This is a genomic window from Chitinophaga sp. 22620, from assembly GCF_052044405.1.
Classification (GTDB): Bacteria; Bacteroidota; Bacteroidia; order Chitinophagales; family Chitinophagaceae; genus Chitinophaga.
In genome coordinates this window covers 560484-581288 of the sequence record NZ_JBQEMV010000003.1, presented here as the reverse complement: position 1 = coordinate 581288, position 20805 = coordinate 560484, and the positions used below count along the sequence as shown (strand labels likewise).

14 protein-coding genes are annotated in these 20805 nt (G+C 54.3%); 9 read left to right on the top strand and 5 right to left on the bottom strand.

Translation table 11 applies throughout. The annotated features are described in order from the left end of the window. The first annotated feature begins 59 nt into the window (after positions 1-59). A complete protein-coding gene (locus tag ACTJIK_RS17805) occupies positions 60-1055 on the top strand; it encodes a helix-turn-helix transcriptional regulator (RefSeq protein ID WP_440648539.1) in 996 nt (331 codons plus the stop codon). On the opposite strand, the gene ACTJIK_RS17800 is transcribed toward ACTJIK_RS17805, so the two are convergent. The 4 genes from ACTJIK_RS17800 to ACTJIK_RS17785 all read right to left on the bottom strand — a co-directional run bounded on the left by ACTJIK_RS17800 (position 1035) and on the right by ACTJIK_RS17785 (position 5646). Then, positions 1035-2462 carry an APC family permease gene (locus ACTJIK_RS17800; protein ID WP_440648537.1) on the bottom strand — a complete coding sequence of 476 codons (1428 nt, stop codon included), beginning with the start codon at positions 2460-2462 and terminating at the stop codon, positions 1035-1037. The two genes, ACTJIK_RS17805 and ACTJIK_RS17800, sit on opposite strands and share 21 nt — an antisense overlap. Next, entirely contained in the window at positions 2452-3546 is a 1095-nt protein-coding gene (locus ACTJIK_RS17795; RefSeq protein ID WP_440648535.1) for an aromatic ring-hydroxylating oxygenase subunit alpha, read from the bottom strand. The genes ACTJIK_RS17800 and ACTJIK_RS17795 overlap by 11 nt, the downstream gene beginning before the upstream one ends. A 158-nt stretch (positions 3547-3704) precedes the next feature. Next, a complete protein-coding gene (locus ACTJIK_RS17790; RefSeq protein WP_440648533.1) occupies positions 3705-4568 on the bottom strand; it encodes a DUF4349 domain-containing protein in 864 nt (287 codons plus the stop codon). Positions 4569-4623: 55 nt separating this feature from the next. Beyond that, positions 4624-5646 (bottom strand): LLM class flavin-dependent oxidoreductase, encoded by a 1023-nt coding sequence (locus ACTJIK_RS17785; protein ID WP_440648531.1) that lies wholly within the window; start codon positions 5644-5646, stop codon positions 4624-4626. Positions 5647-5779: 133 nt separating this feature from the next. On the opposite strand from ACTJIK_RS17785, the gene ACTJIK_RS17780 reads away from it, so the two are divergent. The 7 genes from ACTJIK_RS17780 (at position 5780) to ACTJIK_RS17750 (ending at position 16077) form a co-directional block, all read left to right on the top strand. Then, entirely contained in the window at positions 5780-6370 is a 591-nt protein-coding gene (locus ACTJIK_RS17780; protein WP_440648529.1) for an RNA polymerase sigma factor, read from the top strand. 66 nt (positions 6371-6436) lie between these two features. Beyond that, positions 6437-7603 carry a FecR domain-containing protein gene (locus ACTJIK_RS17775; RefSeq protein ID WP_440648527.1) on the top strand — a complete coding sequence of 389 codons (1167 nt, stop codon included), beginning with the start codon at positions 6437-6439 and terminating at the stop codon, positions 7601-7603. Between the two features lie 331 nt (positions 7604-7934). Continuing rightward, entirely contained in the window at positions 7935-11303 is a 3369-nt protein-coding gene (locus ACTJIK_RS17770) for a TonB-dependent receptor (RefSeq protein ID WP_440648525.1), read from the top strand. A gap of 19 nt (positions 11304-11322) precedes the next feature. Beyond that, entirely contained in the window at positions 11323-12867 is a 1545-nt protein-coding gene (locus ACTJIK_RS17765; protein WP_440648523.1) for a RagB/SusD family nutrient uptake outer membrane protein, read from the top strand. 22 nt (positions 12868-12889) lie between these two features. Further along, positions 12890-13735 (top strand): hypothetical protein, encoded by an 846-nt coding sequence (locus ACTJIK_RS17760; RefSeq protein WP_440648521.1) that lies wholly within the window; start codon positions 12890-12892, stop codon positions 13733-13735. Between the two features lie 54 nt (positions 13736-13789). Beyond that, entirely contained in the window at positions 13790-14644 is an 855-nt protein-coding gene (locus tag ACTJIK_RS17755; RefSeq protein ID WP_440648519.1) for a glycoside hydrolase family 16 protein, read from the top strand. Then, positions 14641-16077 (top strand): glycoside hydrolase family 30 protein, encoded by a 1437-nt coding sequence (locus tag ACTJIK_RS17750; RefSeq protein WP_440648517.1) that lies wholly within the window; start codon positions 14641-14643, stop codon positions 16075-16077. Before ACTJIK_RS17755 ends, ACTJIK_RS17750 begins: the two co-directional genes overlap by 4 nt. A gap of 208 nt (positions 16078-16285) precedes the next feature. Here the strand turns inward: ACTJIK_RS17750 and ACTJIK_RS17745 are convergent, their stop codons facing one another. Beyond that, entirely contained in the window at positions 16286-18460 is a 2175-nt protein-coding gene (locus ACTJIK_RS17745) for a DUF5916 domain-containing protein (RefSeq protein ID WP_440648516.1), read from the bottom strand. Positions 18461-19150: 690 nt separating this feature from the next. On the opposite strand from ACTJIK_RS17745, the gene ACTJIK_RS17740 reads away from it, so the two are divergent. Further along, entirely contained in the window at positions 19151-20788 is a 1638-nt protein-coding gene (locus ACTJIK_RS17740; RefSeq protein ID WP_440648514.1) for a DUF4139 domain-containing protein, read from the top strand. The last annotated feature ends 17 nt before the right edge of the window (positions 20789-20805 follow it).

Here is a 20805-nt window from a genome sequence, read left to right as displayed (position 1 = left end):
CAATATTTTCTCCGTTTAGCAGGTATGAATAGAAATCTTTAAAAATTAAACATCTAAAGATGAAAAACCAACCATTACCTGTACACGACATGTGGATCGATGAATACGAAAACCGGAAAACGATACCCGTGGCCACTTTGCCAGCCGACCTCCTGAAAGGGCTGCTGAAGTGTTCGATCGTGGAATATGAAGAGGACAAATGTTGCAGGATAGTAACCCAGCAGATCCCGCTGGAATTGTTTTCGCTCTGGCTGCAAACCGTGTACCCGAAAAAAGATATGCTGCTCCGCCCGCAAACGCCGTTCCGCAACATCATCCTTCATGTAATGCTCGGCAGCGACGTGATCACCATGATCAAAGACGGCAAACCTGTTTTGCTCGGCAGCGGCTTTATGGACCTGTTTAATCTTACGCGTTACCCGAACGAAGCGCCGTTGCAGAAGAACCAGGGCTTCCTGAGCCTGCATATCAACATCCAGCCGAAAAAAGTAAAAGAGCTGGTGAAGTGCTTTCCTGAACTGGCCGGGCTGAAGGATAAAAGGATCATGAAAGCGGACGGGAAGGTAAATAAAACATCGCTTCCGCTAAATGAAGTGACCTGGCCGATAGTACGGGACATCCTGACCTGCCGCTACATTGGCGATGCCGCGGATTTTTATCTCCGCCGCCTCTCCGTCAACCTGCTGCGGATATTCGAAGGAATGATGGACAAGCCGGTCCATCGCCTTTCCGAACGCGACCGGGAAAAAGTAGAAGAATGTTTCAATTACCTGAAGAAAAATTATGTTGACCAGCATACCGTAAAACAAATGGCCGGGATGTTCGGGATCAGCGCCGCCGTGCTGCACAAAGGTTTTCAGGCAATGTTTGGCTGCACTATCAGGCAGTTCCAGCTGGACCAGCGTTTTCGCCTGGCTTACCATTCCATGATGCACACAAAGGCTTCCTTTGGTATGATCGCTGACAAGACAGGGTTTAAAAGCGCAGGCAGTTTCATGAATGCTTTCCGGGCATATTACAAATGCGACCCGGTATTACTCATGAGGGCGCAATAAGCGTTTCTTTTTCCAGCTGAAATATGCGTACACCGGCGCTCCCAACGCCGTAATGGCAAGGCCCAGCAGCGAATTGACCACCGGCGCCTGGCCTGCAATGTACCGTGTTACATCATTCCAGATGGTGCTCACGACATAAAAACCTGCAAAACAAATGAACAGTGCCGGCAGCACAGGGTAGCCCCAGGCTTTGTAAGGGCGCGGATGCCCCGGCATTCTGGAACGCAGCAGGAAGAGGCCGACAGCGCCAAAGAGATATACCACCCAGGCAATGAAGGTGAACATATCCGCCAGCATGTCGAACGAACCGCTGACCACGAGCAGCGAGCCCCATATGCCATGCAGCCAGAGCGCGTTGCCGGGCGTAAGATACCGCGGGTGTTCCCTGCCCGCCCAGTGAAAAAACAGCCCGTCTTTCCCCATTGCATAAGTAACCCTGCAAACCGCCATGGTATTACCGTTGATGGCACCGATCGTACATATCACGATCAGTGCGGCTACAATGCTGCTGCCTGTTGTGCCCAGCGCCACCGCAATGGCGTCCGCCGCTACCAGGGGCGACCCGGCCATAACGTGTACCGGCAGTACGTAGAGATAGGCCTGGTTCACCAGCAGGTATACCAGTATGCAGATCACCACGCCGGTAAAGAGGCTCCGTGGGATGTTCCTTTGCGGGTCCTTCATTTCACCGGCCACAAAGGTTACATTGATCCATCCGTCATAAGCCATAAAAGCGCCCGTGAGGGCGGCGATAAAGCCGCTGAAAAGCGTGCCCGGCACAGGGGAGCCGGTTACGAAGTTTTGCAGGTCGCCTTTGCCGGAAAAAAAGATGCCGAACACGAGCAGCGCCACCACCACGATCTTCAGCAGGGTGCTCAGCACCTGCAGCCAGCTGCCCGCTTTCAGGCTGAGGTAATTCAGGAAGGTAAGTCCCAGCACAAGCCCCACTGCCAGCAGCTTTACGCCGGCGTTCTGCAAGGGATATAAAGTGCCCAGGAAGGGAAGATGCAACGTCACCGCATTGGCCATACCAGGCGGGAGGTCCGGCACATGCAGGAAATAATTCAGGTATTGCGCACATACGAAAGCAATGGCGGCCACAGACGCGGTGTTCAGCACAGTGAAGCCGGCCCAGCCGTACAGGAAACCGAAAAAATCGCCAAACATCCGCCGGTAGTACACGTACAGCCCGCCCGTACTGGGAAACATGGCGCCGATCTCCGCAAAAACCAGCGCACCGGCCAGCGAGAACAGTCCACCGATGATCCAGACCAGCGTGAGCCAGCCGGGCGATTGCAATTGCGCGGCCATGGTAGCGGGCTTCATGAAGATGCCGGAACCAATGATGCTGCCGACCACTATTGCTGTAGCGGCGAGGTAATTTATTTTATGGCGTTCAGCCAGCATAGTCCTGCATCAATGAGCTGAGCATACGGTGGAAGTGATGCGTTCCCTGCTCGCGGGTGACCGAGTACCGCCCATGCCCGTAAAAACGCGAGCGCACGCCCTTTTGCACGGCTTCCACTACGGCCTCGTCCTCCATTTCAACGGTATGCAGGTTGGAACCCGCGCCCGTGTTGTACAGCCGGTCTTTCCATACGTAGGTCAGGAACGTGACCTTGCAGGTGCCGGTCGTTAAAGGTTTTACGATATTGATGCTCAGGCCCCAGGGATAGAAGTTGAACATCATGTTGGGAAAAACATAGAAATAATAAGCCGCCACCTTTTTCCCGTAATCAGGCGAGGAGGGGGGCAGATCGAAACAATCCTCTTCGTCTTTCGCCATGCCCAGCTGCAGGTTGCTCCAGGGAAACAGCTCGGTGGCGTAATTCCCGTAATCGATCACGGCGTTTAAACCCGCATGCACAAAGGGAATATGAAATCCTTCGAGGTAATTCTCGCAATACAACGCCCAATTGGCTTTAATAAAATAATGTTTGGTCAGTTCCGGCCGGTACACAAATTCATCGATGGGCATCCAGCTGATGCGTTCCATCATATCCCGGAAATAAGGGAGATGATCGTTACCGGGTTGCAGGGAGGCGAACAGCATGGAGCCCCAGCGGAAGAGCGGCAGTTCGGTAAGATCGTCCTGCGGGGAAGGAAAATCTTTTACTTCTTTGAACTCCGGCATGCTCTGGAACCGGCCGTTGAGGCCGAACACGCGGCCGTGGTACCGGCAGCGCAGCTGTGAAAGCTTACAAGGTTCGTTCACGATAATGGCGCCGCGGTGGGTGCAAACGTTGCTGAGGCAGCGGATACCGGATTGCTGGTCTTTCGTGAGCACCAGCGGCTCTTCCACGAACTGCTCCATGAACGTGAAAGGATGGCAGTGGCCCGGATCGCGCAGCAGGCCTGCATCTCCCACATATTGCCAGGAAGGGCCGAAGATGCGTTGCCTGGTGAATGCGAACACTGCCGGGCTGTTGTAAAAATCAGTATGTATCGTTTTCGCTTTTGAAATATCCGGATCAACAAAAAACATAGACATAACGCCGATTTACACAGGAATTTAACGAATTCCCCGCTCAGTTGCAGGAATATTTTGCATATAGCGCTCCCGGTAGAATGTTGAAGTGGATGATCATTATTTGAACTGCATGCAGCTACATTAAAATGCCGGGATGCAACAACATCCCGGCATTTCGTTTACCGCTTCAATCCCAGCTTCCTGTAAACAAACCAGCCCAGCGCGCCGAAAACAAACGCCGGCCAGACGCTGAGGAAAAAGAGGAGCACGGCCCTGAAGAATTCCGCGCCGCGGTTCAGCGCCACAACAGCCGCGGTAGCCAGCGGCGGGCGCGACAGCCGTTCGGGGTTGAGCACCACCTGTATGTCTGCCACCTCGGGCTGGAACAGCTCCACGGTAATGGAAGAGTACATCACCTTTTCGTCGATAGCCATGTTGTTGATCGTACGGTCTATCACTGCGTCTTTCTTTGCATCTTCATAACGCGTGATGTCCAGCTCTTTTTCCGGTTTTGTATGATCCACTTTCCGGGCGGGCGTTTCGTCGGCTTTGTTGTGCAGCTGGTTGCGGAGGTGCTCCAGCGTAACATCCGTGTCTTTCAGCATGCGGTGGCTGATGAGGCTGGCCGAAGCGGTGAGCGCGCGCACCACTGTGTCCATGTAAGGCGCGGGCACTTTCAGCGTAAGAGTGGCCACGGGTATGTAACGCGTTACACGCTTCAGCGAATCGATGGAGTAGGCGAACTCGTGGGATGAGCTTTGTTCATTCCTGAGATGGCTTTCCACCACGATGCCGTTCACGGAGGTGACCAGCTTTTCGATGTTGGCGGTAGCGCTTACGACATCGCTCACCCGGCAGCGGAGGTCCGCCGTTTTGATGCGTTTGCGCGCATCGGAAGGCGTTGATGGCGCGGCAGCGGCACTGTCTGCATACGCTTCGGATTTGTTTTGGGTGGAAGTTTCAAATTTGATATTACCCGCATTGGAACAGGCATAGAGGGTCAGTATGGGAATGAGTACCCACAGCATGGAGGAACTGCGCATAAGAATAGATTTCCTGTTGATACGCCGTTCCCGGAAAAGTAACCTTAGCAAAATGTTAAAGTGCGGCGCGCGGCTTCAGCTCAAATGTTTTAGCCAGCAGCCGGAAAGATTCCATCCGCTCTTCCGCGTTCTCGGACATGGTGCTGATCACGATCTCGCTCACACCGTAATCTGCGCACATCTTTTCGATCTTTTCTTTCATCTGCTTCGGTGTGCCGCATATCATTCTCCCGCGGTTGTAGTTCACGCGCAACTGTTCGTCCGGCATGTATTCCATGTCCGCAATCTCTTCATAAGCGGGCAGGGGCGTATCCCTTCCCCGCTCGATGTTGAGGATGCGGTAGTCCATGATGGTCTGCCACCTGTCCACCAGCTCTTCGCTTTCGGAACAGAACCCGAAGATGCCTACGTTGGCCAGCGGCGCTGCCAGCGAAGGCGATGGCCTGAAACGTTCGCGGTAATGCGCCACGGTTTCGGGGCCGCCGTTGGGATTGATGAACTGCGCGAAAGAAAGCGCCGTTCCGAAATGCGCGGCAATGTTGGCGCTGCCCCCGCTGGAAGTGAGCAGCCACATGGGCGGCGCGGTAGAGGCCTGTGGAAGGGCTTTTACTTTCTCGTAAATACTGCCGGGAGGCGCATTGTCTGTCAGGAAGTGCTGCAGGTCAACGATCTGCTGAATGAAGTCCTGCTCGCTGAAAGTATTCTGCGGGTTCAGCAGGCGGGCCGTAAGCCGGTCCCCGCCCGGCGCGCGGCCAATGCCGAGGTCTATCCGTCCCGGGAACAGCGCTTCCAGCATCCTGAAATTCTCCGCGACCTTCAGCGAACTGTGGTTGGGCAACATAATGCCTGCCGCGCCGAGGCGGATCTGCTGCGTTTCCGCGCCCAGGTAAGCCATCAGCACTTCCGGCGTGGTGCCGGCTATATTGGCGATATTATGATGCTCAGACACCCAGAACCGTTCGTATCCGAGACTGTCCGTCAGTTGCGCGAGAGCTTTGGTTTCCAGCAGGGTTTCCCTTGTGTTGCTGCCGTTTCTTACTACAGACTGGTCCAGCACACTTAATTTAATCTTACTCATCTTTATAAAGATACGAAAGGATGAAATAAACGTATAAATGCCACTTGATTTGCTGATTTCATGAATTTAATTAGATTTACAGTTATAACACATGTTATAAAAAGGCTGGACAAACCAAAATCAAAGGATCGTTATGGGTAGCAATCTATCCGGCAAGGAACTGCTGGAACGGATGAAACGGGGAGACGAAGATGCTTTCACCTCGGTTTACCGTCAGTATCACCCTTCGCTTTATGTTTATATTCTACGTTATTGCAAGATACCTTCCCTCTCGGAGGACCTTGTGCATGATGTCTTTTTGAAAATATGGGAGATCAGGGGGAGGATAGACCCCGAGCGTCCTTTTACCGCTTACCTTTATAAGATTGCCCGCAACCACGTTTTCAAAACCCTGCAGAAAGTGGCCACAGACCGCGTGCTGCGGGAGCAGGTACTGGCGCGGCTGAACGGAGGTGAAGCCGTGCAGCCCGAGCAGCTGGATAACAAGGAATACGACCGTCTTTTCCACGAAGCCCTCAACCATATGCCGCCACAGCGGCTCAACGTATTCCGCCTCTGCCGGCAGGAAGGCCGCAGCTACGACGAAGCGGCGGAAATACTCGGCATTTCCCGCAATGCCGTCAAGAAACACATGGTGCTCAGCATGCGTTTCATCCACGATTACGTGTTCCGCTACGGCGGCGTTACCCTTACCATCCTTTTCCTGCAAAAAAATATTTTCTAGGGGAGGTACCCTCGGGGAGTATTTCCGGATATTATTAACAGGTACACATGAAACTGTACCGTTAGTATGTCACATTCCACTGATCCACACGAGAAACTGCTGCAGCAATACCTGGATGGCAAATGCACGCCCGGCGAGGCGGAAGCGCTGATATCCTGGCTGCAGGCTACCGGCCATCACCGGACGCTTTTGCGTAAGATGCAGGAAGAATTCCCACAAGTACTTGCGGACCAGCCAACTATAGACCAGGAGATCAGCGACCGTATGGAAGCGCGCCTCCTGCAACAGATCAGTGCTCCCCGTGTGCTGCGTATGCGCAACCGCCGCATCTGGCTGGCCGCCGCTTCAGTTTTGCTGCTGCTGGCTGCGGGCGCCATGTACCTGTTTTTGCCGGAGAGCAGCCGGCCTGCTCCGGTTGCCGTTTCCAAAACACCCGCCGCTCCGAAAGATATCGCTCCCGGCAGCGCAAAAGCCGTGCTCACGCTGGCGGATGGCAGCACCATCACGCTGGACAGTGCGGGCAACCAGGTGATACACCAGGGGCAAACGCTGGTGCAATTGCAGAACGGACAGGTGGAATACAATGCGGATAACGCCGGCCAGGCTGTAGGTTACAACATTTTATCAGTGCCGCGCGGCGGCCAGTTTACCATCGTATTGCCGGACGGCAGCCGCGTCTGGCTCAATTCCGCTTCCAAACTGCGTTACCCCACCGCCTTCTCGGGCGGGCAGCGGCTGGTGGAGCTGGAAGGTCAGGGGTATTTTGATGTGCATAAAGACGCAGAGCATCCCTTTATCGTAAAAACCAAAACGCTGGATGTGGAGGTGCTGGGTACAGGCTTCGACGTAATGGCGTACCCCGACGAGAAGTCTATGAACACCACGCTGGTGGAAGGGGCCGTGAGAGTGAAAGACGTGATGCTGAAACCCGGACAGCAGGCGAGGATGGAGTATTCCACCGGCTGCATTTACGTGGAGCCCGCGGATATACAGCAGGTGATAGCATGGAAGACCGGTTTCTTTGAATTCGACAACGCGAACCTGGCGGACATCATGCGCCAGGCTTCCCGCTGGTATGATATTGATATCGATATGGATATTACCGCCCACAACCGGGCTAAGACCTATGGAGGGCGCATCAGCCGCAATCTTCCGCTTTCTGAACTTTTGAATATGCTCGAGGCCAACGGGGCCAGCTTTAACCTTCAGGGCCGCAAACTGATCGTACGATAGATTGGCAGGCAGGCTATGACCAACAATGATTATCCACGTACCATAAACTAAACTAAACACGCTCGTTATGAAAAAATCCACTACAAGCTAACCGGCGCTGACCCATAAAAAAACCGGAAGCGCTTGCAACACTCCCGGAAATAGGATGGGTTATACCGACATCAGTCTTCAGAACTTATATCTCGTAATTCCCAAACACTACAAAAGTATGAAATTTAACTTTAGTGGCGGAGATTCCTTTGCCTGGAACTCAGCCCCGTTTTACAACGCTTTCATCGATTTTTTCCGGGTCGGTAAAAAGCGGGACGCATTCAGTAAATTCTACTTGGTTATGAAACTCACCACCTTTTTGCTGCTCGTAGCTTGTTTGCAAATCAGCGCAAAAGGCTTCTCGCAGCAGATCACACTTAAGGAAAGGAATGCTCCCCTGAAAAAGGTGCTGAAAGAAATCGCGCGGCAGGCAGGAATCTCGATCGTTTACGATGAAAGCCTGCTGGCTAAAACAAGCAGGGTAAATATTGACATAAAGGATATGCCGGTAAGACAGGCGATGAACATGCTCCTGCTGAACCAGCCTGTTTCTTTTTCCTTCGAAGGCCAGAAGATCGTTATCCAGCCTATGTCTGCCGATCTGAAGCCCATTGCGGCCGATACCGCCATCACCATATCGGGCCGTGTGACCACCGAAACGGGAGATCCTCTCCCGGGCGCCACCGTGCGCATCAACGGCACCAATACCGGTACATCCACAGACGGAGACGGCCGGTATACGCTCAAAGTGCCCAACAAGAACGTCACGCTGGTGTTCAGCATCCTGGGTTATTCATCCAAAACGCAGGCCATCGGCGGTTCTACGCTCAACGTGCAGCTGGCGCTTTCTGAAACCTCCCTCACCGAAACGGTAGTGGTGGGTTACGGCACCCAGAAAAAGGCCGTGGTAACGGGCGCTATCTCCAGCGTTCGCGCCAAAGACCTGGAAGGCATGCCTATCAACCGCATCGAGCAGGCGCTGCAGGGCCGTACCGCGGGCGTTACCATCGCCTCCAACTCCGGCCAGCCCGGCTCCGCGGCCACCGTTCGCGTGCGTGGCATCACTACTTTTAACAACAACGACCCGCTGTGGGTGATAGACGGGGTGGTAGTAGACAACGGCGGCATCGGTTACCTCAACCAGAACGACATCGAATCCATCCAGGTGCTGAAAGATGCGGCCTCACAGGCGATCTACGGTGCCCGTGCCGCTTCCGGCGTTATACTGGTGACCACTAAAAAAGGCAAGGCCGGTAAACTGACCATCAGCTACAACGGCTACTATGGCACCTCGCAGCCCGCCCGCAAGCTGGACATGCTGAATGCGACTGAGTATGCCACCCTGCGCAACGAACAATCCGTGAACGGCGGCGGTGCGCCTGTGTTTGCCGATCCCGCTTCCTATGGCAAGGGTACAGATTGGCAGGCTACCATCTTCAACAACGGCGCCAAACGCATGAACCACGAGCTGAGCATCAGCGGCGGCGGCGAAAAGTCCACCTTCTATACCTCGTTCGGTTACCTGGACCAGGAAGGCATTGTAGCAACGGACATCTCCCGCTACAAACGTTTCAACCTCCGGCTCAATTCCACCTATAAAATCACTCCCTGGCTCACCTTCGGCGAAAACATCGGCTATGCATACGATAAGTCCATAGGCCTGGGCAATACCAACAGCGAATTCGGCGGTCCTTTAAGCTCCGCCATCAACCTGGATCCCATTACGCCGGTGATCGAAACCGACCCCGCCAGGCTGGCGGGCGTGCCTTACGCGGGCAACGAAGCCAAATTAAGAAGAGACGCGCAGGGCCGTGCATACGGCATTTCCACGATCGTTGGCCAGGAAATGACCAACCCGCTGGCATATATTTCCACCCGCGTGGGCAACTACGGATGGAGCCACAACGCAGTAGGCAACGTTTACCTGGAGGCCGAACCGATCAAAGGCCTGCGCCTGCGGTCTACCATGGGTTCCAAGATCGCTTTCTGGGGCAGCGAATCCTTCACGCCGCTGTTTTTCCTGAACAGTTCCAACAACCCGGCCAACAACTCGTTCCAGCGCACCAACAATTCCGTGTTCAACTACAACTTCGAGAACACGCTGTCGTACTCCAAAGACATCAAGGCGCACAGCTTTACCATATTGCTGGGCCAGGGCGCTTATATGGACAACCGCAGCCGCGCCACTTCCGTGACATTCCAGAACGTGCCCGCGCAAACCTTCAAGGAAGCGTCCCTCAACTATAAAGTGACCAATCCCAACCGCCTTTCAGACGGCAGCGAAGGCATCGAGCACACCATTGCGTCGCTCTTTGCGCGCGTGAACTATGCTTACGACGAAAAATACCTGGTGGAAGGCATTATTCGCCGCGATGGTTCCAGCCGTTTTGGCGCGAACAATAAATACGGCGTATTCCCGTCCTTCTCACTGGGCTGGGTGCCCACCAAAGAAGCCTTCTGGCCGCAGAACAACGTCGTGGAGATGTTGAAGTTCCGCGGCGGTTACGGCGTAGTGGGCAACGATAACATCGGCGATGGCGCATACCTCGCCACCGTAGGCAGCGGCCGTAATTACACGCTCGGCAATTCAGACCTGGCGGAAGCAGGTTCCAGCCCCAATGCCCCGGCCAACCCGGACCTGAAATGGGAGGAAACAAGGCAGTCTAACGTAGGTTTCGAAGCATTGCTCTTTAAGAATTTCACCATTGAGTTCGACTGGTTCAAAAAGCTCTCCAAAGACATCCTGATGTACCCGGACATTCCCTGGTACATGGGCGCTGCGGGCAACCCGGCAGACAACGTGGGCAGCATGGAAAACAAAGGCCTGGAGTTGGCCTTAGGCTACCGCAACAGCCTGGGTGAATTTGAATTCAGCGTGAACGGTAACGTGAGCTATACCAAGAACGAGGTTACTTTTATCGGCGATAACGTGAAGTTCATTACCGTGGGCCAGGCGTCTTTCCAGACCATGAGCGCCATTACCCGTACCGAGGTGGGCCAGCCGTTCAATGCGTTTTATATGTTCAAGACCCTGGGCGTTTTCCAGAACCAGGCTGAAATTGATGCTTACGTGAACAAGAGCGGCGCCAGGATACAGCCCAATGCCAAACCCGGCGATTTCCGCTGGCAGGACCGTAACGGCGACGGCGTTATTACCAACGACGACCGGGACTACATCGGCAACCCCACGCCCAACTGGATGTACGGTATGACGCTGAATGCGGCCTATAAAGGCTTCGACCTCGTGGTATTTGCACAGGGCGCGGCCGGCAACCAGATATTCCAGGGCCTGCGCAGGCTCGATATCATGACGGCTAACTGGCAGCGTAAAGCCCTCGGCCGCTGGACCGGCGAAGGCTCCACCAACAGCTATCCCCGCCTTTCCAGCAAAGACGATAACAAGAACTTCACCAACCCTTCCGAATTCTACCTGGAAGACGGCGACTACTGGCGCCTGAAGGTGCTGCAGATCGGTTACACCCTGCCTGCCCGCCTCGTGAACAAAGCCGGGTTTGAGCGTGTACGCGTTCACGTTATGAGCGAAAACCTCATCACCTTCACCAAGTACACCGGCTACGATCCTGAGATCGGCGGCGGCGTGCTCAGCATCGACCGCGGTATCTATCCGCAGGCACGTACATTCATGGTTGGCCTGAACTTCACTTATTAATGATTAAAAGCTGATGAAAATGAAACAAAAATATTTTCCGATCATATATGCGCTGGCGGGCATCACGTTATTCAGCGCCTGCAGCGAAAGCTTCCTGGAACCGGATCTGAAGGGAACGGACATGGAAGTGAACTTTTACAAGAATGAAGCGCAGGCCCGCCAGGGACTGGTAGCCATTTACGACGTGGTGGGCTGGCAGGGCAACGGTTACGTGACCCGCGAAGGCATGGCCAACGCAGCCAGCGACGATCAGCGTGCGGGCGGCGGCGGACCCAGCGACATCAACGATCTGCAGGTCGTGACCCGATGGACGCTCACGCCCGAGATCGGCCCCCATAACGAGCTGTGGCGTAAGGGATTTTCCGGTATCTTCCGGGCGAACAAGCTGCTGGAAAAGCTCCCCGAAGTGCCTATGAACGAGGCCAGCAAAGCCCGCTTCACCGCGGAAGCAAAGTTCCTGCGCGGTTATTTTTATTTCGACCTGCTGCGCATGTTCAAAAACATCCCGCTGATCACCCGGCCGCTTACCACCGCTGAAATGCGCGAAGTAGTGCAGGCGCCGCCGGCCGACGTGTGGAAACAGATCGAAGATGATATTAAAGCCGCTATTGCCGAGCCTACTATGCCGGACCGTATTGTGAGCAACGAAGACAGGGGCCGTGTAACCAAAGGCACCGCGCACGCCATGCTCGGTAAGGTATACCTCTACCAGAAAAAATGGGCTGAAGCTGCCGCGGAACTGGCGCTGGTGAACGGTGTTACGCCCGGTCAGCCCAGCCCAACCTACGGTTACCAGTTGCTGCCTAATTTCGCGGACCTCTTCAAATCCAAACCCGAGTTCAAATACAACAGCGAATCCGTTTTCGAGATCGGCTATTCTTCCCAATCCAACGGCGGCTGGGGCTGCGTATCCTGCACGGAGGGCAATGTGCTCAACATCCTCGTGGGGCCACGCGGCTACAACCCCAAGCCCGGCGCGCCTGATTACGTTTCAGGCTGGAGCTTCCTGGTGTTCACCAAAGATTTCTACGATTTCATCCATTTCGATCCCCGCTTCAGGTATACCGTGGCAGATGTGGACAGCCTTGAGAAAAACGGATTTGCCACCTACGAAAAAGGCCACGACAATACCGGCTACTTCCTGGAAAAATTCGCAGGCCGCCAGTCTAACAGGCCCGCCAGCGGCACCATGGAGCTGAACTTCCCGCAGAATAAGTATGACATCCGCCTGGCGGACACCTACCTCATGGAAGCCGAAGCGCTGGTAATGAGCGGCCAGGGCGGCGGCCCCGGCACACGCGCCTACGCGCTGATGAACGCCGTGCGCGCCAGGGTAGGCCTGGGCGCGAGGAATGCGACGATCGACAATATTTTTGAAGAAAGGAGACTGGAGTTTGCCGGCGAAGGCATCAGGTTCTTCGACCTGATCCGCACGGGCAGGGCAGCCGCAGCGCTTGCCGGCCGCGGCTTCGATGCGAACAAACACTATGTATTCCCGATTCCCTTCCATGAGCTGCAAAGCACCAAAATGAGGCAGAACAAAGAATGGGGTGGCGACTTGTAATTCATCAAAAAAATTGTACCTAATGAAACCGATCATATATATTGCAGCATCCGTGCTGCTGCTCGCATCCTGCACGCCTGATTCCGAAAATCTGACGCTGGGCGCCAAGCCCGCCGTAAGTTTTACCGCAACGGTGCTGGCCGGCAATCCCAATAAAGTGGCCTTGCAGAACACCACCACCGGCGCATTTTCCTACACCTGGTACAACGGCGGCGCGAGCCCCGTGTCCTGGAAAAAAGTTGACACGCTCACCTTCAGCAAAAAAGGGGAGTATACTGTTTCGCTGGTAGCATATGGTGCCGGCGGTTCCTCTTCCTCTTCGCAGAAAGTGACCATCGCACAGGATATGCCGGGCGTGGATATCCTGAAAGGCGGCAACATGGAACCCGGCGCCGAAGCGCACTGGACCATCCTGAACACCGGCGGCCCGCAAACTTCCATCACCTTCACCGGCGGAAAGCTTAAATTCGTGAACCAGCCGGGTGGCAGCAATGGCGCCATTTACCAGGAACTGACCGTGAAAAAGGATGTTGAATACACCTTCTCCGGCATCGTGAAAGGCGGCGGCGCGGCGGAAACCTGGTTCGAAGTGATCTTTGGCACCACGGCCCCTGCGCAGGGTTCCGATTACTCCGGCAACAAATGGAATTCCATCAACACCTGGGCCGGTTGCGGCATCGCGGATTTTGAGGGAGACCTGGCGGTGATCGGCTGCGACGGCACCGGTAAAGACAAAGGCGGCAAGGTCACCTTTGCGGCATCGGGTAAAGTGTATATGCTGATCAAAGGCGGATGTGGCGGCGCAGGCACTTTCGGCCCGAACGGCATCACCATCGACAATGTCAAGTTCATTGAAGCTGTGCAATAGTTCATCCATGCAGGGCCGGTTGTCCCGGCCCTGCATATATTTTCCTTTTCCGATATGAAAGCAATCAACTACATCCCGGTGCTGCTGCTGGGCATCCACATCTTCGCATGCGGCGGAAAAAAGAATGACCCGGCGCCGCCGCCATACATCCCGCCCACACCGGTGGATAAAGGCTGGACCTTCGAAACCACCCCCATGTGGGCGGACGAGTTCAACTACGCCGGCCTGCCCGATAATACCAAATGGGGCTACGACGAAGGCGGGGGAGGCTGGGGCAACAACGAGCTGCAGTATTACACCCGCCGCGAAGAGAACGCTTCAGTAGGCAACGGCCTGTTGACCATTACCGCAAAAAAAGAAACTTACCAGAACAGGAACTACACCAGCACCCGCCTCATTTCCAAAGGCAAAGGCGATTTCCTGTACGGCCGCTTTGAAGTGAAAGCCAAACTGCCGGAAGGAAAAGGCACCTGGCCCGCTATCTGGATGCTGCCTACAGACTGGGCTTATGGCGACTGGCCCAAGTCCGGCGAAATAGACATCATGGAACACGTAGGCTACGACCCGAATATGGTGCACATCAGCGTGCATACGGAGGCTTACAACCATTCCATCGGCACCCAGAAGACCTCGAAACGCACGGTGAACAAAGCCATGGAAGAGTTTCACCTCTACCGTGTGGACTGGACGCCGTATGCCATCCGCGGGTATATCGACGACCAGCTGCTGTTCACTTTCGTGAACGAGCAAAAAGGTTCCGCTGCCTGGCCTTTCGACAAAAGATTCCACTTCCTGCTGAACATCGCGGTGGGTGGTAACTGGGGCGGCGCGCAGGGTGTGGATGATTCCGTGTTTCCCGCCAAAATGGAGATCGACTACGTGCGGGTCTATAAAATGATCGAAAAATGATACAAAGCATAAAACTGACCGCGCTGGCCTGCATACTGGGGATCGTCAGTTGCAAGGGCGGCGGGAAAGACCATGACAATCCCGGGCCGGGAGAGCCCAGGCCCGTTAAATCCGACGTGGCTTTCTGGCTCACGACCGGCGACCGGTCGGTATTGTTCAAACAGCAGCAAACACCGCTGGTGTTCTCCGATGCGCTTAACCAATATCCGGTAATTACGGTAGACGACAGCAAGACCTACCAGGGAATAGACGGCTTCGGCTACACGCTTACCGGCGGCAGCGCCACGCTCATCAACGGTTTGGCGGCGGACAAAAAAGAAGCGTTGCTGAACGAGCTGTTCCGCTGGGACAGTACGTTTATCGGCGTGAGCTACCTGCGCATCAGCATCGGCGCATCCGACCTGAGCGTGGCGCCCTTCAGCTACAACGATCTGCCGGCTGGGCAAACGGATCCCGGCCTGCAGCATTTCAGCATCGACATGGAGAAGACGGACCTGGTGCCGATCCTGAAAAAGATCATCGCCATCAACCCGGCCATAAAGATCATGGGTTCTCCCTGGAGCCCGCCCACCTGGATGAAGACGAACAACAACTCCAAGGGCGGCAAGCTTAAGCCTGAATATTACGGCGTGTACGCGCAATACTTCGTGAAATACGTGCAGGCCATGAAGGCGGAAGGCATTACGATAGACGCCATCACGATCCAGAATGAGCCGCTGCACCCCGGCAACAATCCCAGTATGGAAATGCAGGCGGCAGAGCAGGCAGATTTCATTAAAAACCACCTGGGCCCCGCATTTAAAGCTGCCAACATTACCACAAAGATCATCATCTACGATCATAATGCAGACCGTCCTGATTATCCCGTTACGATCCTCAACGATCCCGAAGCCAATAAATACGTGGATGGCACTGCGTTCCACCTGTACGGCGGCAGCATCACCGCGTTGACGCCTTTGCATAACGCTTACCCGGACAAGCACCTGTATTTCACGGAGCAATGGGTAGGCGGCCCGGGGAATTTCCCGGCAGATCTGTCGTGGCACGTAAGCCAGTTAATAATTGGCGCAACACGCAACTGGTGCCGCAATGTATTGGAGTGGAACCTTGCCGCCACGGCGGATTACAAGCCGCATACGGTAGGCGGCTGCACCAGCTGCCTGGGCGCGGTCACTATCGGGAGCGACTATACGCGGAATGTGGCGTATTACATTATCGCGCATGCCGCTAAATTTGTAAGGCCGGGCTCCGTGCGCATCGATTCTAATATCGAAGCGCCGCTGGAGAACGTAGCGTTTAAAACGCCGGACGGGAAAAAAGTGCTGATCGTGCTGAATAACGGTACTACAACGCAGTCCTTCAATATCAAATACAATGGCAAAACCGTCACTCCCCAGCTTGCGGCGGGTGCGGTAGGCACGTTTGTATGGTGATGCTGATCAAAATGCGTGTTTAGTAGGTTCAATAAATGGTAACGAAAGCCGGGCAGCATCTGCTCCCGGTTTTTCCTTCGAACTTTCCTTTGACCTGATAAAAAGGCCATGGCCGGGTTGGCTGCTACCCCCGGTTCTGCCTGCTTTCATCGTTTTACCATGGTTTGTAACGCGGCCGGTTGCTTCTGCGGCCGGCATTTTTTATGCCTCAAAGGTTCAGCCAGTATACGAGTTTCACCACCAGCGCCCTGTTTTTGACATAGAAAGGCTCGGGCAGGTAATTGTCCGTATACACAATGAAAAGGTCGGAGGCGGGGCGGTAACGCCACTGGAAGCGGGTATTGAGATTGATGTTCTTCAGCTGCTCATTGTACTGCATAAAGCCGGTGAAAAAGAGGGTGTTGGTCATGGTCACATCCAGCCGGGGCCCTACCAGCCAGAAGTCCTCGTTGCCCCAGGGCTTCGGCAGCTGCAGGTTGTTGTAGGTGGAGCTGAGCGCAATGCTCACGTAAGGCTGAAAGCGGTAACCGAATTCGCCGCCGAGCGTGAGCCGCTGCCCGTCCGCATAATACCCGCCGTAACGGGCTGAAAGCAAGTAGGTGAACAGGCTCTGGGGCCTGGATACATAATCCGCGCCCACGGTGCTCCAGCTGTGTTTGGTACCTGTGGCCAGGTAATGCACGTTGTAGTTCAGCGGGTCGAAGGGTTGAAGGAGTTTGATATAAGTGGTGCTGGCCCATACATTCAGCGTGTTGCGGGCGCGGAATACAAGGCCGTAGTTGAGCATCAGCTCATTGTCCGTCCGTTCCATCTTTTCCGTGAAGAAGTTGGAAGAAGTGAGCTGCGGGCCGTGGCTGAGCAATGGGCCTTTTTTCGGGAAGAACAGGCGGGTAACCTGCGGTGCAAGCCTGATGAAGCCCGTGCGGGGCACGTAACCGACTTCGGCTTTGTAGTTGCTGCCCACGTATTCGTGCTGCCAGCCAATGTTCCAGGTGCGGCTGGTGTATTGCAGATTGGCGGCATGCACGTAGTCTTTGCCGCTCGTGCCGGGACTGAAGGACCGCAGCACAAGCGCCTTCCCGGTCCAGAAATTATTCGCGGAAGCCAGGTTGTATTCCAGCCCGAAATTGCGGTTGAATCGGGAATAGACGGGCTTTCCGGCCTCCACGTTATCAGGGTTATAATTGATGGATTCTTTGTTGATGAAAATAAAACCGACGTTGGACCGTGCAAACACCTTCCGCTGCAAAGCCGCCACGGTAAAGTTCTGCGCAGGAAGCGCGGTTTCTCCCTGGCTGCCGGTCTGCATATTCATCAATCCCATCCGCCAGTTCTTGTTCAGCTTGCCGCTCAGCCGCGCACCGAAATGAATGGGCACGCCCAGGCCGATGCGGCGGGAGAAGAAGGGCCGGATGGTGGAATAGCCGAAGTTGGTGAACTGGTCGCCGTTCTCCAGGAAAAACTGCCGCCGTTCGGGAAAGAACAGCTCGAAACGGTCCAGATTCGTCACTTGTTTGTCCACGTCCACCTGCGAGAAGTCCGGGTTTACGGTAAGGTCCAGGTTGAGGGAGGAAGTGACGGCGATCTTGGCGTCCAGCCCTGCGTCGCGTCGCCATTTTTCAGGTTTGCCGTTCGTATAATCTTTATTGATACCGCCCAGCACGTAAGGGATAAGGGAGATATTGGTGCCCGGGTCCGGCGGCGGCACATCCCACACCAGTACGCCGGTATAGGCCAGTGAAGCGGAAGGGAATTGCCGGGGCACGGGCGCCCAGCTGCTTTTTTCGGTGGTCTTCAGGTCGTTGCGGCCAAAATTGATGCCCCAGCGGGTGATCCCCTTTTTATAACGGATGGTCTTAAAAGGAATGACGGCTTCAAACACCCACCTGTCCGGGTAATTCTTCACGGCGGAGCGCCATTTGTTGTCCCAGCTGAGATCCACTTTTCCGCCTTCGTACATCAGCCCGTCCCACTGCGCCCCGGCGGCATTGGCGCCGAAGGAGAAGCCATTGGTCTGGTCGTCGAACGGATCCATGAACAGGAGGAAGTTGTCGTTCTTGAGAAAAGCGAAATCCCGGCGCAGCGATTCCACCATGTAGGGGCCGGGCGCGCCGTTGTAGTTGATCACAAGAAGGTAGATGTTCTGCTGGTCGTAAGTCATTTTCACATCTGTGCGCACTTTGGCAAAACTGGTATCCATGGGGAGGATCATGTAGAAGTCGGAAGCGGAGTCCGCATCCTGCCAGGCCTGCTCGTCCACGATGCCGTCGATCTTTATGGCAGACGTGGCTTTGCGCATATGTAACTGGTAAGCGTCGTTCTTTTTCTGGGCCGTTACGGAAAGCGTAACCAGGCAGAGCAGCAGACAAATTGGTATTCGCAATTCAGGTAAAGTTTCCGGGTTAGGCCGGTTAAAGTACAAAAAAATGGGGCTGGTTGTAATACTTTGGGGAAAACAAAAAACCGGGCAACTAACCCGGAAGTTCTCTGCACGATTGCTCTTGCACCTTCCTTCGTTAATTGACCGGCTTTACCGTTACTTCACATGTCTTTTTCAGACTCCTTTACTGATAACACTCACACAACCATTCTGCCTCGTCTCATTTCAATCTGTCAACACTACTTTCCTTACTAAAATTCCTTTTCTGCTGTATACTATTGTTTGTTTGCCCCTGGCTTTTCTTCGGATCAACGGCTATATTCAAAAGTTCACTGTTCCGATTTGATAACACAAATTTAAAGCGGTGCAGACTCCTGATCTATGATAAATATCATCCTCCAGTTTTGTGATTTATCATCATATGAAATGAAAATTGAGACGAATCAAAAATGAGTGTCAATTCAACACATAAATAATTTATTATAAAAATATTTATCATGACGTCATTGTTGTTTTACGTTGATAATCAATGGTACGGAGTATTAAATGTTACAACATCTATCATGTTAGAATAATCCTGATATTAAATGTGAAAGTTGTTTTAACATTTTATTAGCGACTTTGCCGCTTAATTCGTGCCGGTGGATTATGCAATTCACTGAAAAAAAGCATCCCATGCAAAACAACGTAACTATGAAAATTATCAGCATGTCCGCAGCTATGCTTCTCACCATAGCCGCCGCGGCGCAACAGCCGGTGTATACCCGCGCAGGGCTTGAGTCGGTAACGGTATACCGTATTGGCGCGGAAATGAACCATAAGGCGAGGGTCACGCTGCCGAAAGGAAGCAGCCAGATCGTTGTTCAGCAGGTGGCCAACGCCATCGACGAAAACAGCATCCAGGTGAGCGCCGGTAATAAGGTGACGGTCATGTCCGCAGGGTTTGCGCGCAATTTCCTGAAAGAGGAAGACCTGAAAAGCCCGGCATACCTGAAGCTGGAAGACAGCCTGCAATCTGCCCGCAGGGAATTGGTGCGCACCCGGAACGCGCGTTCCGCGGAAGAAAGTACGCTCGTGCTGCTGGAAAAGAACCAGAGCCTTAGCGGCGGCACGACCGGCGGGCCCAGCGTAACGGAATTAATGAAGCTGGCAGATTATTATAAAAAGCAGCAGGTAGAGCTGCGGAACAATATTGCCTCCCTGCTGGAAAAAGAGACCCGCCAGCTGGTAGGTGTGCAGAAGCTGGAAAAGCAGCTCCGGGAAATGAGCGAAGATCCGAACGCCAGCGGCGGCCAGCTGGTATTGCAGGTAATGTCTGAAAACGGCGGCGCAACGGACCTTACAGTGAGCTACATTACACCGGCCGCGCGCTGGAGCGTGTATTACGACATGAAGGCCGTGAACACCAGCAGCCCGCTGCAATTGCTGTACAAGGCCAACGTGATGCAGAACACCGGCATCGACTGGAAAAAAGTGAAGCTTACGCTGAGCACGGGCAACCCCAGCCAGAGCGGCACCGCGCCGGTACTGGATGCCTGGTTCCTGGCGTATGCAGCGCCGCAACAACTGAACTGGGCACGTGAGAAGGATAAATTAGCTTACCAGAACAGGCTGCAGTCTGTAAAAGGCGTGGCAGTGAATGAAATGCAAGCGCCCGCGCCGCCGCCAGCCATGGTCGCAGACTCGTTCGGCGTGGATGCATACACCAGCCAGAACGAAAACCAGCTGAGCGCCACTTTCGATATCGACATCCCGTACGATGTGGCCAGCAACGGCAAACAGCACAGCGTTACGCTTAAAGAATTCTCCCTGCCCGCATCTTACAAGTACTACGCCGTGCCCAAAGCAGATGGGGACGCCTTCCTGATGGCTGAAGTAACGGATTATGAAAAGCTCAGCCTGCTGCCCGGCGAAGCCAATATCATTTTTGAAGACATGTATGTGGGCAAGTCCTTCATCGATCCCAACGCCACCACGGATACGCTGAACCTCAGCGTGGGCCGCGATAAGAAGGTGATCATCAAACGGGAGAAAGTGACGGATATGTCCGGCGTGAAATTCCTGGGCAACCAGAAACGCCAGACATTCACCTACGAGATCAGGGTGCGCAACGCGAAGAAGGAACCGGTGAACCTGTTGCTGAAAGACCAGCACCCGGTGTCTACAGACAAGAGCATGGAAATAGAGCTGGTAGACAGCGACGGCGCCGCGGTGAATCCCGAAACCGGCGTGCTTACCTGGAAGCTGAACCTGGCGCCCGGGGAAACGAAGAAAGTGCGGCTGAGTTATACTGTGAAATACCCGAAAGATAAAGTGATCGCGAATTTATAGATCGAAAGCCGGATGTA